Source organism: Streptomyces sp. NPDC007095 (assembly GCF_040634475.1).
GTDB lineage: Bacteria > Actinomycetota > Actinomycetes > Streptomycetales > Streptomycetaceae > Streptomyces.
On sequence record NZ_JBEYFS010000279.1, the window covers coordinates 1 to 14,008 of the forward strand.

General features: G+C 69.4%; 12 protein-coding genes. 5 read left to right on the forward strand and 7 right to left on the reverse strand.

The features are described 5' to 3' along the window. Positions 1 to 88 precede the first annotated feature (88 nt). Positions 89 to 781, reverse strand: a complete 693-nt coding sequence (locus tag ABZ656_RS50730; protein ID WP_054229901.1) for a response regulator — start codon at positions 779 to 781, stop codon at positions 89 to 91. 161 nt (positions 782 to 942) lie between these two features. Here ABZ656_RS50730 and ABZ656_RS50735 point away from each other — a divergent pair, with 161 nt between their 5' ends. The 3 genes from ABZ656_RS50735 to ABZ656_RS50745 all read left to right on the forward strand — a co-directional run bounded on the left by ABZ656_RS50735 (position 943) and on the right by ABZ656_RS50745 (position 3,846). After that, positions 943 to 1,758: an ABC transporter ATP-binding protein gene (locus ABZ656_RS50735; protein ID WP_054229902.1), complete on the forward strand. Its 816-nt coding sequence runs from the start codon at positions 943 to 945 to the stop codon at positions 1,756 to 1,758. Next, positions 1,748 to 2,623, forward strand: coding sequence for an ABC transporter permease (locus ABZ656_RS50740; RefSeq protein WP_101401085.1), 876 nt, complete (start codon positions 1,748 to 1,750; stop codon positions 2,621 to 2,623). Before ABZ656_RS50735 ends, ABZ656_RS50740 begins: the two co-directional genes overlap by 11 nt. A 158-nt stretch (positions 2,624 to 2,781) precedes the next feature. Then, entirely contained in the window at positions 2,782 to 3,846 is a 1,065-nt protein-coding gene (locus tag ABZ656_RS50745) for an ABC transporter substrate-binding protein (protein WP_101401086.1), read from the forward strand. 126 nt (positions 3,847 to 3,972) lie between these two features. Here the strand turns inward: ABZ656_RS50745 and ABZ656_RS50750 are convergent, their stop codons facing one another. The 4 genes from ABZ656_RS50750 to ABZ656_RS50765 all read right to left on the reverse strand — a co-directional run bounded on the left by ABZ656_RS50750 (position 3,973) and on the right by ABZ656_RS50765 (position 8,851). Next, entirely contained in the window at positions 3,973 to 4,653 is a 681-nt protein-coding gene (locus ABZ656_RS50750) for a response regulator (protein WP_101401087.1), read from the reverse strand. Further along, complete coding sequence (locus ABZ656_RS50755; protein ID WP_101401088.1) at positions 4,650 to 6,401, reverse strand: sensor histidine kinase; 1,752 nt, start codon at positions 6,399 to 6,401, stop codon at positions 4,650 to 4,652. The genes ABZ656_RS50750 and ABZ656_RS50755 overlap by 4 nt, the downstream gene beginning before the upstream one ends. A gap of 119 nt (positions 6,402 to 6,520) precedes the next feature. Continuing rightward, on the reverse strand, positions 6,521 to 7,465 hold the full coding sequence (locus ABZ656_RS50760; protein ID WP_101401089.1) for a sucrase ferredoxin: 945 nt from the start codon (positions 7,463 to 7,465) through the stop codon (positions 6,521 to 6,523). A 99-nt stretch (positions 7,466 to 7,564) separates the two neighbouring features. Beyond that, complete coding sequence (locus ABZ656_RS50765; RefSeq protein WP_360278503.1) at positions 7,565 to 8,851, reverse strand: citrate synthase; 1,287 nt, start codon at positions 8,849 to 8,851, stop codon at positions 7,565 to 7,567. Positions 8,852 to 8,948: 97 nt separating this feature from the next. Here ABZ656_RS50765 and ABZ656_RS50770 point away from each other — a divergent pair, with 97 nt between their 5' ends. Beyond that, entirely contained in the window at positions 8,949 to 10,115 is a 1,167-nt protein-coding gene (locus tag ABZ656_RS50770) for a citrate synthase (protein ID WP_360278506.1), read from the forward strand. Positions 10,116 to 11,005: 890 nt separating this feature from the next. Here ABZ656_RS50770 and ABZ656_RS50775 read toward each other — a convergent pair. Next, entirely contained in the window at positions 11,006 to 11,749 is a 744-nt protein-coding gene (locus tag ABZ656_RS50775) for an SOS response-associated peptidase (protein ID WP_101401091.1), read from the reverse strand. Positions 11,750 to 11,876: 127 nt separating this feature from the next. Then, positions 11,877 to 12,194 (reverse strand): hypothetical protein, encoded by a 318-nt coding sequence (locus tag ABZ656_RS50780; protein WP_360278509.1) that lies wholly within the window; start codon positions 12,192 to 12,194, stop codon positions 11,877 to 11,879. A gap of 618 nt (positions 12,195 to 12,812) precedes the next feature. On the opposite strand from ABZ656_RS50780, the gene ABZ656_RS50785 reads away from it, so the two are divergent. Next, entirely contained in the window at positions 12,813 to 13,010 is a 198-nt protein-coding gene (locus ABZ656_RS50785; RefSeq protein ID WP_360278512.1) for a nitroreductase family protein, read from the forward strand. The last annotated feature ends 998 nt before the right edge of the window (positions 13,011 to 14,008 follow it).

The following is a 14,008-nucleotide window of genomic DNA, read 5'->3' on the forward strand; positions in this document are numbered from 1 at the left end:
GAGGGCCTGTGCCCGGCACGCCGAGAGCACGCACCTGACGCCGCAGGGCCCGCCCTCCGGGCGGACGACGGGAATTTGACGACAGGACCTAGGGCGCCACCCAGGCGTACCGGTGTTCCGGGCGGCCCGTGTCGCCGTACTTGAGCGAGAGGCGCAGCCGTCCGGCCTGTTCGAGGTGGCGCAGATAGCGCTGGGCGGTGGAGCGGCTGAGCCCGGTCTCGGCCGCGACCTCGTGGGCCGACAGCGGCTGGTTCGCACGGTGGAGGACACCGCAGATCAGGTCCGTGGTGGGTTCCGAGTGGCCGCTGGGCAGCCCCGGCGACGACGGGACGGGCGTGGTGCGCAGGGCGCTGAAGATCCGGTCGACCTGCTCCTGACCTGCCACGCCGCGCCCGCCGACCCGGTCGACGGTGCGCCGCAGGGCCGCGTACGAGTCGAGGCGGGTGCGCAGCGCGGCGAAGGTGAACGGCTTGACCAGATAGTGCAGGGCGCCCAGGCGCATCGCGGCCTGCACGGTCGTCACATCGCTGGCCGCGGTGATCATGATGACGTCGGTGCCGTGGCCGCGTTCGCGCATGCGGTGCACCAGTTCGAGGCCCGTCTGGTCGGGCAGATAGTGGTCGAGCAGTACCAGGTCGACGGGCGCGCGCTCCACGGCGGCCAGGGCCTGGGCAGCGCTGTGCGCGCGGGCGGCCACCCGGAATCCGGGAACCTTCCCCACGTACTTCGCGTTGATCTCAGCGACGCGGAAGTCGTCGTCCACGACCAGGACGTCAATCATCGGGCCTCTTTCTCTCAAGGCCTGGCGAGCGTTAAGCCCGTGTTTCGGCTCCGCTGTTGTAGCGCGAGCAAAACGAGCACAACAGACTCTTGCAAGCATAAGAAGGCCTTGCGCCCAGAAGACTGATGCTGTGGCCCGCGCCACATCTACGGTCCCGGGCCATGAGCGCAGACACCAGCCCCGCCATTGAGCTGCGGGGCGCGAGCAAGATCTTCAAGACCCCGTCAGGGGGTCTGCACACGGCGGTCAGAGAGCTCGATCTGACTATCGGCCGTGGCGAGTTCGTGGCCGTCGTCGGCCCCACCGGCTGCGGGAAGTCCACCACCCTGACCCTGGTGAGCGGTCTGGAGGAGCCCACCGAGGGCGAGGTCCTGGTGGCCGGCGAGCCGGTCGCGGGCGTGGGCGACAAGGTCGGCTTCGTCTTCCAGCAGGACGCCACCTTCCCCTGGCGCACGGTCCTGTCCAACGTCATGGCCGGCCCGCGTTTTCGCGGTGTTCCCAAGACGGAGGCCAAGCAGCGGGCCCGCGAATGGCTGGCCAGGGTCGGACTGTCGGCCTTCGAGGACCGCTACCCGCACCAGCTCTCCGGCGGTCAGCGCAAGCGCGTCGCCCTCGCCGCGACCTTCGTCAACGACCCCGAGATCCTGCTGATGGACGAGCCGTTCTCGGCGCTCGACGTGCAGACCAGAGCCCTGATGTCGGACGAGCTGCTGGAGCTGTGGGAGGGCACGGGAGCCTCGGTCGTCTTCGTCACCCACGACCTGGAGGAGTCCATAGCGCTCGCCGACAAGGTCGTCGTGATGACCGCGGGCCCCGCCACCGTGAAGCAGGTCTTCGACATCGATCTGCCGAGGCCGCGCAAGGTCGAATCGGTGCGCCTGGAGCCACGGTTCATCGAGATCTACCGCGAGATCTGGGAGTCCCTCGGTGAAGAGGTCCGCATCACCCGAGAGAGGGGCGCCGCGAATGTCGCCTGACGTCATGCCCGAGACCGTCGTCGCGGCGACCGCCATCGAGCCCGCCAAGCCGGGACGCGCCCACTCCCGTGCCCGTGCCGCCCGCAGACGCAGGATCATCGTCGCCGCCGTCCGCGCGGTGCTCCTGGTCGCCGTGCTCGGCCTGTGGGAGGTGTTCGCACGCGCCAAGATCATCGACCCGTTCAACTTCTCCATGCCGTCGAAGATCTGGGACCAGGTCTACACCTGGGTGACCCACGGGACGGCGCTCGGCTCACTCGGCGAGCAGATCTGGTACACGCTCCACGAGGCACTGCTCGGCTGGGTCATCGGAGTCGTGGCCGGCGTGGTCTTCGGTATCGCGCTAGGGCGCATCGCCTTCCTCGCCGATGTCCTTGGTCCATACATCAAGGTGCTCAACTCCATACCCAGGATCGTCCTCGCGCCGATCTTCGTGATCTGGTTCGGGCTCGGACCGGCCTCCAAGGTCGCCTCGGCCGTGGTCCTGGTCTTCTTCCCGGTCTTCTTCAACGCGTTCCAGGGGGCCCGTGAGGTCGACCGCAACCTCGTCGCCAACGCCCGGATCCTGGGGGCGAGCGACCGCCGGGTGACGCTTCAGGTCGTCATCCCCTCCGCCACCTCGTGGATCTTCACCAGCCTCCATGTCAGCTTCGGATTCGCCCTCATCGGTGCGATCGTCGGCGAGTACATCGGCGCCACCAAGGGCATCGGTCTGCTCGTCGCCCAGTCCCAGGGCACCTTCAACGCGGCCGGTGTGTACGCCGCGATGGTCATCCTCGCTGTCGTCGCCCTGCTGGCCGAAGGGCTGCTCACCTTCGCCGAGCGCCGCATCTTCCGATGGAAGCCGTCGGACTCCGAGAGCTGATCGGCAGACAACACCCGCCCAGGGAGCCGGATTTCCTCTCGGAGCTCTCCTAGGTGCCCGATTTCTCGTCGGTGCTCTCCAGGGTGCCCCTTTTCCGCTCAAGGCTTCCCAGGGCACCCCTTTTCCCGCATCGCATTCTCACAAGGACGTGACCCATCATGCGCAAGACCGCCAGATACTCCGCGCTGGCAGCCGCCGGTCTGCTCGCCCTCTCCTCCCTCACCGCCTGCGCCAACGACGCGGCCTCCACCACCGCCGACTCCGGCAGCAACGGGGGCGGCGGCAAGGGGGAGCACGTCAAGATCATGGTCGGTGGCCTGGACAAGGTCATCTACATGCCGGCGATGCTCACGCAGCGGCTCGGCTACTTCAACGACGAGGGTTTGGATGTCGAACTCCTGAGTGAGCCGGCCGGTGTGCAGGCGGAGACCGCACTCGTGTCCGGGCAGGTCCAGGGAGCCGTCGGCTTCTACGACCACACCCTCGACCTGCAGACCAAGGGCAAGGCCGTGGAGTCCGTCGTGCAGTTCTCGCACGCACCCGGCGAGGTGGAGATCGTCTCCAACAAGCGCGCGGACGACATCACCTCGCCCAAGGACTTCAAGGGCAAGAAGCTCGGCGTCACCGGGCTCGGTTCCTCCACCGACTTCCTCACCAAGTACCTCGCGGTCAAGAACGGCGTGAAGGTCAGCGAGTTCGCGCCGGTCGCCGTGGGTGCGGGTCCGACCTTCGTCTCGGCGCTCCAGAAGGGGGCCATCGACGGCGGCATGACGACGGACCCGACCGTCGCCACGGTCCTGCAGAAGGGCCTCGGAAAGGTGCTCATCGACATGCGCACGCCGAGTGGATCGCAGGAGGCGCTCGGCGGTCCGTATCCCTCGTCCAGCCTCTACATGCAGACGGACTGGGTGAACGGCCACAAGGAGACGGTCCAGAAGCTGGCCAACGCCTTCGTGAAGACCCTCAAGTGGATGTCCACGCACAGCGCCTCCGAGATCGCCGCCAAGATGCCCGCCGACTACTCCCAGGGCAACAAGACGCTCTATGCGACCGCCATCCAGAGCACGCTGCCGATGTTCACCAAGGACGGCGTGATGCCCGCGGACGGCCCCGAGACCGTCGAGAAGGTGCTCAAGGCGTTCAACCCCAACATCAAGAACGCCAAGGTGGACCTGAGCAAGACGTACACCACGGAGTTCGTGAAGAAGGCCGTCACTGGCTGAGGAAGTAGGCCACCAAGGCCACCACTGGCGGAGAAGCGAAGGCCGCCACCGGCCCAGAGCGGGGCGCGGCCTCTTCCCCCGCCCCGTGGCCGCGTCTTCAGGATCTTCCCCTCTTCGGTCGTGCCCTCAGGCGCGGGTCGCCCAGACGTAGCGATGCTCCGGGCGGCCCGCGTCGCCGTATTTGAGGGTCAGCCTGGCCCGTCCCGTGCGCTCCAGGAGCTTCAGATAGCGCTGGGCGGTCTGTCGGCTCAGTCCGGTCTCCTCGGCGATCTCCTGGGCCGACAGCGGCCCCTCGGCGGTCACCAGGGCCCTGCGGACGAGCTCCGCGGTCGGGGGAGAGTGCCCTTTGGGCAGGTCCGGCTCCGCACTCGCCGACAAGGCGCCGAAAATCCGGTCCACCTGGGCCTGCTCGGCCTCGCCGCCGCCGTCGAGCGTGCGGCGCAGATCCGCGTATGCCTCCAGCTTGGCGCGCAGGCCCGCGAAGGCGAAAGGCTTGACCAGGTACTGGAGGGCGCCCTGCCGCATGGCCGCCTGGACGGTCGAGATGTCGCGGGCCGCGGTCACCATGATGACGTCGGTCTGGTGGCCACGCCGCCGCATCTCCTGGACGACCGTGAGGCCTGTCTCGTCGGGCAGGTAGTGGTCCATCAGGACCAGGTCCAGGCGGGGCAGCGTCTCCATCCGGTGCAGCGCCTCGGCGGCGCTGTGCGCCTCGCCGGCGACACGGAAGCCGGGCACCTTGCCGACGTACGCGGCGTTGACCCGCGCAACCCGCGTGTCGTCGTCCACGACCAGGACCTCGATCATCGCGTCTCCTCCTCGGCGGTCGTGGTGCCCATGCTGTCCTGGAAGAACGCGTCCGGCTGCCGTACGAGTTCCGGTGAGGGCCCGCGGCCGGGTTCGCCCTCCGGGCCCGGCACAAGGCCTTCCGCCGGCCCGAGACCGGCCTCCGTGAGCGCTTCCGGCAGTACGACCGTGAACTCCGCGCCCCCTCCGTCGGCCTCCGCCGCCTCCGCACTGCCTCCTTGCCGCTCGGCGAGCCGGCGCACCAGGGAGAGCCCGAGTCCGCGTTTGCCGTGCGCGGGTGGCTTCTTGGTGGACCACCCGTCCGTGAAGATCAGCTCCCGCCGCTCCGCCGGAATTCCCGGCCCGGTGTCCCGTACGCGTAGCACGGCCGTGCGTCCCTCGGCGCGCAATTCGACCTCCACGCGCGCGTGCGGGGTGCCCGCGACGGCGTCGAGTGCGTTGTCGACCAGATTGCCCACGACGGTGACCAGCCCCCGCGGGTCGACCAGCCGGTCGGGCAGCCGGGTCCCGTCCGCGACCCAGAGAGCCACCCCGCGCTCGGCCGCCACCGTGGCCTTGCCGACCAGCAGGGCGGCCAGCAACGGATCGTGGATCTTCTCGGTGACCTGCTCCGCGGTGACCCTGTGGTCGCCGACCACCTCGCCGACGAACTCCACGGCGTCGTCGTACATCTCCAGTTCGAGCAGCCCCAGCACCGTGTGCATCCGGTTGGCGTGCTCGTGGTCCTGCGCGCGCAGGGCGTCGATCAGACCGCGGGTCGAGTCGAGTTCACGGCCCAGCTGCTCCAGTTCCGTGCGGTCGCGCAGGGTGGCCACGGCGCCGCCGTCGTCGGTCGGCATGCGGTTGGCGACCAGGACGCGCTGACCGCGCACCGTGAGCAGATCCGTGCCGGTGACCCGTCCGGCCAGCACATCGGTCGTGCGGCCCGGCCCGAGCGCGTCGTCGAGCGGCTGCCCGATGGCCTCCGTGTCCAGCCCGAGCAGGCGCTGTGCCTCGTCGTTGAGGAGCCGTACGCGGCCGACACGGTCCAGGGCGATGACGCCCTCCCGAATGCCGTGCAGCATCGCCTCGCGCTCCGCGAGCAACGCCGAGATGTCGGAGAAGGCCAGGTCACGGGTCTGCCGCTGGACCCGTCGGGAGAGCAGGTACGCGGCGAACGCGCCGACGGCCAGAGCCCCGCCCGCGTACGCGAGGAGTCCCGGGATCGCGTGGACCAGCCGGGCGCGCACACTGTCGTACTCGATGCCCACCGAGACCGCGCCGATGATGTGCCCGTCGGAGTCGCGCAGCGGTACCTTGCCGCGGGCCGAGCGCCCCAGCGTGCCCGTGTCGATCTCCATGACGTCCTTGCCGGCCAGGGCCTGGCTGGGGTTGGTCGAGACGACCCTGCCGATCTGTGAGGTGTCCTTGTGCGACCAGCGCACCCAGTGCGTGTTCATCACCACGACGTAGTCGGCCCCGCTGGCCTTGCGGATCCGTTCCGCGGCGACCTGTACGGGGCCCTTCACGGACGGCAGGGTCGTCTGCAGGTCCCTGGCGATCTGCGGCTGGGCGGCCGTGGTCTGCGCGATCGCGAGCGCCCGGCGCATGGCCTCGTCGTCGAGCTGGGCGCTGAGCGGGGCGAGGAACAGCCCCGTCGCGAGCACGGCGACCCCGGCGGCTATCGCCACCTGCATCAGTAGCACCTGCGAGAACGCCCGCCGCGGCAGACCGAGGCGCAGTCGTCGTGCGGGGGGAGTGGGGCTCATACCCATGACGGTACGGGGGAGCGCGCGCCGGGCCGAAGGGAGTGTGGCGTGGATCTCCCGAGTGGCGTGTGGGGAAGCCGTGGCCGGCGGGTACGGGCCGGCCCGCTCAGGAGCCTTGGTCAGCAGGCTGCGGGGATCGCGGCCCGGGGCATCTCCCTTACGGCCACCACGTCCATCCGGGCCGGGGAGCCCAGCGCTGAGCCGCAGCTCTCCGGGCGGGGCGGCAGTGAGGCGCCCTGCGCGACGATGACGCGCCACAGGCGGCCGTCGGTGTGGGCGACGGTCACCTCCCAGCGCGGCGCCGCGCCGTTCGTGCGGACGACGCCGAGGGCTTCCGCGGCGTGCTCTCCGCAGGCCCTGCGCACGGCCAGCTCCGCCGCCTGCCCGGGCCGCTCCCATGCCGAGTTGCCACGGCAGCCCTCCGTGACGACGCGGCCCTCCCGCACGCCCTGGAGGATCTCCTTGACCGCATGGGCCTCGGCCCGCCCGTAGGCGTATCCGAACGGCAGGACGAGCAGGGTGGGCGAGAAGCGGTGACCGCCGAGGTGGGTGACCTCCCAGGCGCCCGCCACGCCCGAGGCCGCGAGTTCCGCCGCGAGGGGCCGGCCCAGGAGTGCGCAGCAGCGGTCGCGCTTGCCGTTGGTGCAGACGAGCGCGAGCGGGTCGCCCGTGTGGCGCCGACCCTGGAGAGCCGCGTCGAAGGTGCGCGGGTCTCCCTTGCCGAGCGCGGCGAAGTCCAGGTCGAGCAACCGCTCAGGAGCGCACGTCGTGGCGCTGTGCAGCCATACGTTGCCCGGGGTGGTGTGAGCCGCGTACACCTGGCGCTCGGCGGGCGTACCGCAGTCGGCGTGCCGCCCGGGGCGGCGGATGAGCGCGATCCGCACCCCGGTGTCCTGCGCTGCGGCTTCGAGCGCGCGGCCGAGTGCCGGGTCCAGGTGGCTCGACGTGAGCGCCTTGGCACCCCAGGGGCCCGGCTGTTCGAGGAGCAGCCATGTCCTCGCGGTCGCCGCGGTCCCCGCGAGGGGCTCGTCGAGGTCCCGGGACGCGGTCGTGCACGTACTCACAGAGGTGAGCCTAACCTGACTTCGCCCAGGGCGACTTCCGACCGTGCGTATGGGGGCGCACTTTGGGCGCATTCGGAGCGCTGTGGGGCGCTCCGGGGCTCACTCGGGGAGTGGCTGCGGCGGCCGCGCTCCTACGTAGTGGCCGCTCGGGCGCATGCGCAGCGGGCGTTCCTCGTACTCCTCCAGGGTGTGGGCGATCCATCCCGCTGTTCGGGCGACGGCGAAAACAGTCTCCCCGGCGGAGGCGGACATGCCGGAGGAGACCGTGAGGACGGCCAGCGCCAGGTCGACGTTGGCGTGCAGGGGAGTGTGCCGGGCGGTGGTGGTCACGATGTCCTGGGCCGCCGCCAGGGCGGGCGCCGCGCCTGGGACCTCCTCCAGGAGGGCGAACAGGGCACGCGCGCGTGGGTCCTCGCCGGGGTAGAGCCGGTGGCCGAGCCCTGGGACGCGGTGTCCGGCGCGCAGCTCGTCGGCGACCACGGGGGCCGCGGTGCCCTGGTCGAGGACGTCGAGGAGCAGCCGGTGGGCGAGGCCGCTGGCCGCGCCGTGCAGAGGGCCTTCGAGCACGCCGAGGCCCGCCGAGACGGCGGCGTACGGGTGTGCCCGTGCCGAGGCGGCGACCCGCACCGCGAGCGTCGAGGCGGCCAGGTCGTGGTCGACGAGCAGGCCGAGCGCCGTGTCCAGCACACGAAGTGACGCCTCGTCGGGAGTCCGGCCGGTGAGGCGTCCCCACAGCCGGTTGGCCAGCGGGCCTTCGTCGCGGTGGTCATGACGCAGGGGCGGGAGGGCGGCGACGAGGGTGGGGATGAGGGTGCGCGCGGTGCCGAGGACGGCGCTCTCCGAGAGGTCGAAGCGCAGTGGATCGGCCGCCGAGGCGGCGATCGCGGCGACCCGGAGCCGGTCCGTGGGGCCGCTGTGCTCGGGCAGCGCGTCCACGGCGCGGCGGGCGGCGGTGACGGACGTCTCCGGGGCGGTGAACGTGACGCCGGGGCGCAGCTCTCCGGTCCACAGCCATTCGGCGATCTCTTCGTAGGAGTGACGCGCGGCCAGTTCGGTCGCGTCGACGCCTCGGTAGTAGTACCGGTCCTTGTCGATGAGAGTGATGCGGGTACGGACGGACAGCTCGCCGCCGGTGCTCGAACTCCCGCTGGAATCACGCCTGTTGCGCCGAGCAAGCGCCTCCACGTCCTTGGCGTCGAAGGTGCTGCCGCGACCTCCGGGGTCGCGTCGGCTGCTGAGCTGGCCGCGGCTCACATATGCGTACACGGTCTCGGGCTTCACGCCGAGCAGCTTGGCGGCCTCCCTGGTGCTGAGCCGCCGGACTTCGTGGCCTCCGCGGCCTCCAGGTCCTTCGTGTGTCGACCCTGCCGGTTCTTGATCCCTCATGGATGCCACCGTATCCGTGTATCGGCATATTGATTCAATCAATATTGACACGGATTGAGTCAAGCATGGACAGTTGAATCAAGTTCAAGGAGGAAACATGCCGATCACCCGGGCCGCGTCCCCCTCCGTCGATGTACCGCGTGGACTCGCGGGCGTCGTCGTCACCGATACCGCACTCGGTGACGTCAGGGGACTGGAGGGCTTTTATCACTATCGCCAATACTCGGCCGTCGAACTTGCTCAGGCCCGCGGCTTCGAGGACGTCTGGCACCTGATGGTCCACGGCGAACTGCCGGACGCGGCGCAGCTGTCCGCGTTCGCCGCGCAGACCGCGGAACTGCGCCGCCTGCCCGACGACGTACGTGCCGCGCTGCCCGCCGTTGCCGCGGCGAGCGGCCGGTCCGGACCGCTCGCCGGTCTGCGTACGGCGCTGTCGCTGCTCGGAGCCTCGAAGGGGTTCCGGCCGGTGTACGACATCGGGGCCGACCGGCGTCGCGCAGACACGGTCGAGGCCGCGGCGGCCGTACCCACGCTGCTGACGGCGCTGTACCGCCTGGGGCAGGGCCTGGAACCGGTCGAGCCGCGCGAGGATCTGCCGTACGCCGCGAACTACCTCTACATGCTGACTGGTTCGGAACCGGACGCCGACCGGGCCAGGGCGATCGAACAGTACTTGATATCAACCATTGACCACGGGTTCAACGCATCAACATTTACCGCGAGGGTGATCACGTCGACGGGAGCGGACGTGGCGGCCGCTCTGGTCGGCGCGGTGGGAGCCCTCTCGGGTCCCCTGCACGGCGGCGCTCCGAGCCGTGCGCTGGACACGCTCGACGCGATCGGCAGCCGCGACCGGATCGACCCCTGGATCCGCGAACATGTCCTCGCCGGTGATCGCATCATGGGCTTCGGCCACCCCATCTATCGCACCGAGGACCCCCGCTCCCGCATGCTGCGCGGCATCGCGGAACGGTTCGGCGGGCCGCTGGTCGACTTCGCGATCGAGGTCGAACAGCACGTGGAGGCGATCCTGGCGGAACTCAAGCCCGGCCGCGAGCTCCACACGAACGTCGAGTTCTACGCCGGCGTGGTCATGGAACTGTGCGGACTCCCGCGGGAGATGTTCACCGCGACGTTCGCGGCGGCGCGGGTGGTCGGCTGGAGCGCGAACATCCTCGAACAGGCGGAAGACTCGAAGATCATCCGCCCGATAGCGCGGTATGTGGGACCGGAACCGCCGGCGGCGGTACCGGCAATGGCCTGACACCTGCCTGCGGTCCGGCACCCATCCGGGTGTCGGACCTCGCGCAGATCAGTGCGAGCGGTGACCGGGAGGGCGGTGGGGTTCGGCTCGCCATCCGGAGCTGGTCCTCAGCGGGTGCGGGGTGGACCTCGGCGGAGGAGCCAGCAGCAGTGCACCAGCTCTGCGACCCGCCCCCTCACCGGTCGGGAGTACCTGTCTGCGCCCTGATCAGGTTCTTCTCTGCCGACAATTGACGACCGTGGGTTGAAGCAGTAGAGGGCGCAGCCCGAAGCGTGGTCAGCGTCTGAGTTTCGGTACACCGGAGTTCGCCAACGATCCGGCTCACGTTGCCGGCATCCCCAGCGGCCCCTTCCGAAGGATCGGCTGCACCGGGCCGGCCCTTGAGCGCCCGTTCGGAGTCATTGATCTCGTGGTACCTGAGTATGCCTAGGGCCAAGAAGGCCGATCCCCCAGGATGATTACGGATGGCAAGCCAAAGCGTTCGATGATCGTTTGCGTAGTGTCGTCCGGCTCACCCGAGCGTGCAAAACGGCAGCGAGACGGCTCCCGGCCCGGCTGGCGAACGCGACGGCGACAGCCTCCAGAACTCGCCGGGCGGCAGGCGTGCGACGGCCATAGCGAACGGTCAGCCCCTCGACCTGCTCGGCACCCAAGATCCACTTTCGCGACAGACCCTAGCCCCCCGGCATGCCGGTGCCGCCGATTCAATAGAAGACGCAGGTGAGCTGGGGGTTGCATCGCTAACCTCCACTGGCAATATCGTCGCTGCGCTTCCCCGAAGCCCCGCCCTCACGACGGGGCTTCGCTGTTTCCCGATTCGCCGCCCGGCCCCGTGACCGCCGAGATGCTCGCCCAAGCCGTCGCGATCGGTCTGGGCAAGGCGGCAGCAGCTACGGGGTGATCGCGTCGAGGAGCCGCGGGCCGTTGTTGCGGACGTTGTTGACGGCCGTGGAGACCGGCCGAGCGTCAAGGTGGCCGTCGGCGGGCTGGGTGAGCAGCGCCCGCAGTTCGTCGGGGTCCTGGTGGTGGGGGTCGAGCCATGCGTCGTAGTGGTCCGGTGTGAGGGCGAGCGGCATGCGGGGGTGAACTCGGCCGGCGGTGTCGGTGGCCTCGGTGGTGATGATGGTGCAGGTCGTCAGCCAGGCGGCGGGGTCGTCGTCCTGCTTCACCTGCGGGTTGCGCCAGTACTCGTACAGGCCGGCGAGCGCCATCACCTGCTGGTCCTCGGGATGGATGAAGTACGGCTGTTTGCGGGCCTTGCCCGTGTCGGGGTCCTTGGCCTGCTCCCATTCGTAGAAGCCGTCGGCCGGCAGCAGGCAGCGGTGTTTGGCGAATGCGCGGCGGTAGGCGGGTTTCTCGTGCACGGTCTCCACGCGCGCGTTGATCATCCGCGCGCCGGTTTTCATGTCCTTCGCCCAGGACGGCACCAGGCCCCAGCGCAGCGGCCGCAACTCCCGCTCCACCGCGGTGGCATCGGTCTGGTCGCGCGGGACGCGCTCGAGGACGGCCCACACGTTGTTGGCCGGGGCGACGTTCCAGTTCGGCGCCAGCGCCTCCTCGGCACGCCAGTGGGTGACCTGGAAGAGCTGGACCAGGTCCTCGGGGCTGCGGGTGGAGACGTAGCGGCCGCACATGGCGCCACTGTGCCACCGGTGGCGCCGACCGCAGCGCCCTTCGGTGGCCCGTGTCGGGCCGTGCACGTCGGCGGTGCAAGGCGGTCCTGCGGCTGACCAGCCCGCCGAAGAGGTATCGGGCGGCCCTTCACAAGGCGGCCGAGGCGGAGACCGCTCGGGCGAACCACCGCCAGGAACGATGGGCGCGGTAGAGGCCGCGCCTGGGCCGCTGGACAGGAGAAGGCGTCGACAAGGTGGTCAAGTGTGCTGCGAACGCCGTTGATGCTCCGCTGCCGGAGTCACGGCCCAGAGCGGCGGCGACATCACGGGCCCGTACATCGACGTCGCCGGCTGTGGCGAAGTACTCGATGACCTGCTCGGTGAGCTCACCGTATTTCTTCTGCCCGTCCGTGGTGTCACCACCAGCCGGAACGGGACGATCCGCGTCCTCGCCGACCTCGCACATGGCGGATGGCAGCCTTCCGATTGGGCGCGCGTCATGCTTCACCGGCGACGCAAAACCTCGTGGCCTGCGACACCTGCCGCGATCGAATCCACTCAGAACGGCCGGCCAGACCACTCGCGCAGTGGTCACTGGAGAGTCGGATGACTGGGAAACCGTCACGTCCGGTTCGGCGGGAGGCCGCGCGGAACAGGACTCGCCCCACGGCGAGCACCTCGCCGCGCGGCCGACCCGACCGGCCGGCTGATGCGGCACCGCCGTCCGGTGCGGGACTGCGAAGCACTGCCTCAATGATCGCTTCGCGGCCTTGGCGTGAAGTGCCGGGTTTGCGCGGCGGGCATCACTGGCAGTGATGCCGCGTCGGCGTGCTTGCGGGCCTGCCGGCCGGCAGTCACTAGATTGTGCGATGCGCCTCAGGAGCGCACTGAGTCATTCTGGCTGGTGAGGTCTATCCGGGCGGGGTGCCCACTGCATGGTCGCCTGGGTGGGGAGCGTCCTGGTGCGACTGCCGCTCGTGGCGTGTCGGGCTCCGCGTCACATTTCCCGATCCCCGCCGGTCAATGGTTCGACAGGCTGAGCGGATGAGGGAGGCGGGCGGTCTTGGACGTCTATGAGGCGGTCATGAGCCGACGGACGGTGCGCGGATTCACCGACCAGCAGGTCCCGAAGGAGGTGCTGGAGCGCGTGCTGTCCGCCGCGGTCTGGGCGGTCCGGATCGAACCTCCAGCCTTGGCACGCCTCCGTGCTGGCCGTCTGGTCGTTGGCCGAGATCAAGAAGCGCGTCGCCGAGCGCCTGGCCGCGGGCACCCCCAGGGATGAGCCGGACTGCGAGCAGTACCCGTCTCCACCGAAGTCCCCCTGGCACGAACGTCGGTGCGCCTTCGGCGAGCAGTGCTACGGCGCACTCGGTATTCCGCGCGAGGACATGGAGTCGAGGACGCCACGAAGGGTCGAACCCGTACGGGCCGGGCATCGCTCGACGAGACAGTCACATCACGTTCTTCGAGGGCTGGGCCGCGAAATTCATCGCCCATCCCAATGCAGGTTCGATGGTCAGCTGTTGGGTGTGCCGGAGGCCAGGTTCGGCAGTCCGGTCGCCGATGAGGTCCCAGGCGGTCACACTCGTCCGCCGGGGTGGCGAGGCCACGTCGGCGGAGGCCGCATGCCGACATCCCGAGGCAGCTCACTGGACGTCCAGTGCGGGAAACAGGGGCTTCCGCGCTTCGATACGGCTTCGGGCGCACACCGTTTGAGGTCCTGCCACTCGGCCGGCCAGCCGAATCACTAGATTGTGCGATGCATATCGTTGCCGCTATGGCCCAGTCTGGGGTGGTTGGCGAAGAATGCATCTCATTGCGGGAAGAAGAGGGTATCTGTTGCTCAGAGTTCTGATTTGAGCCAAGGGGCGGGCCATGAGACCGCAATGTCTCTGCCGGACGCCTGCTGTTCCGACAACAGCCTGCGGCATCCCTATGTGCCGGTCCCCTCGGAGGAGCGGGGCCAATTCGGAACTCTGGTTCAGATGCGATCGGACCAGTCGTGACTTTCAGCGACCACATTTCCGGCATCACCCGAACAAGCCGTCCAGAGCCTCATGCCCGGCAGGACCTCGGCCATGAGCAGCGCGTCGTAGGACGGCTTGTCGAATCCGTCTGCTTGCACGCGGTAGCGATGTGATCCCGCCACGCGACAGCTGTATCCGGAGGAACGAGGACCACAGGATCATGTATTTCGAGTCGTCCCCTGTGACGAGCGACCTTGACGAGGCTGTTTCTGTTTTTGTGCAGCACCGGGCGCGTCTGTTCGGGATCGCCTAC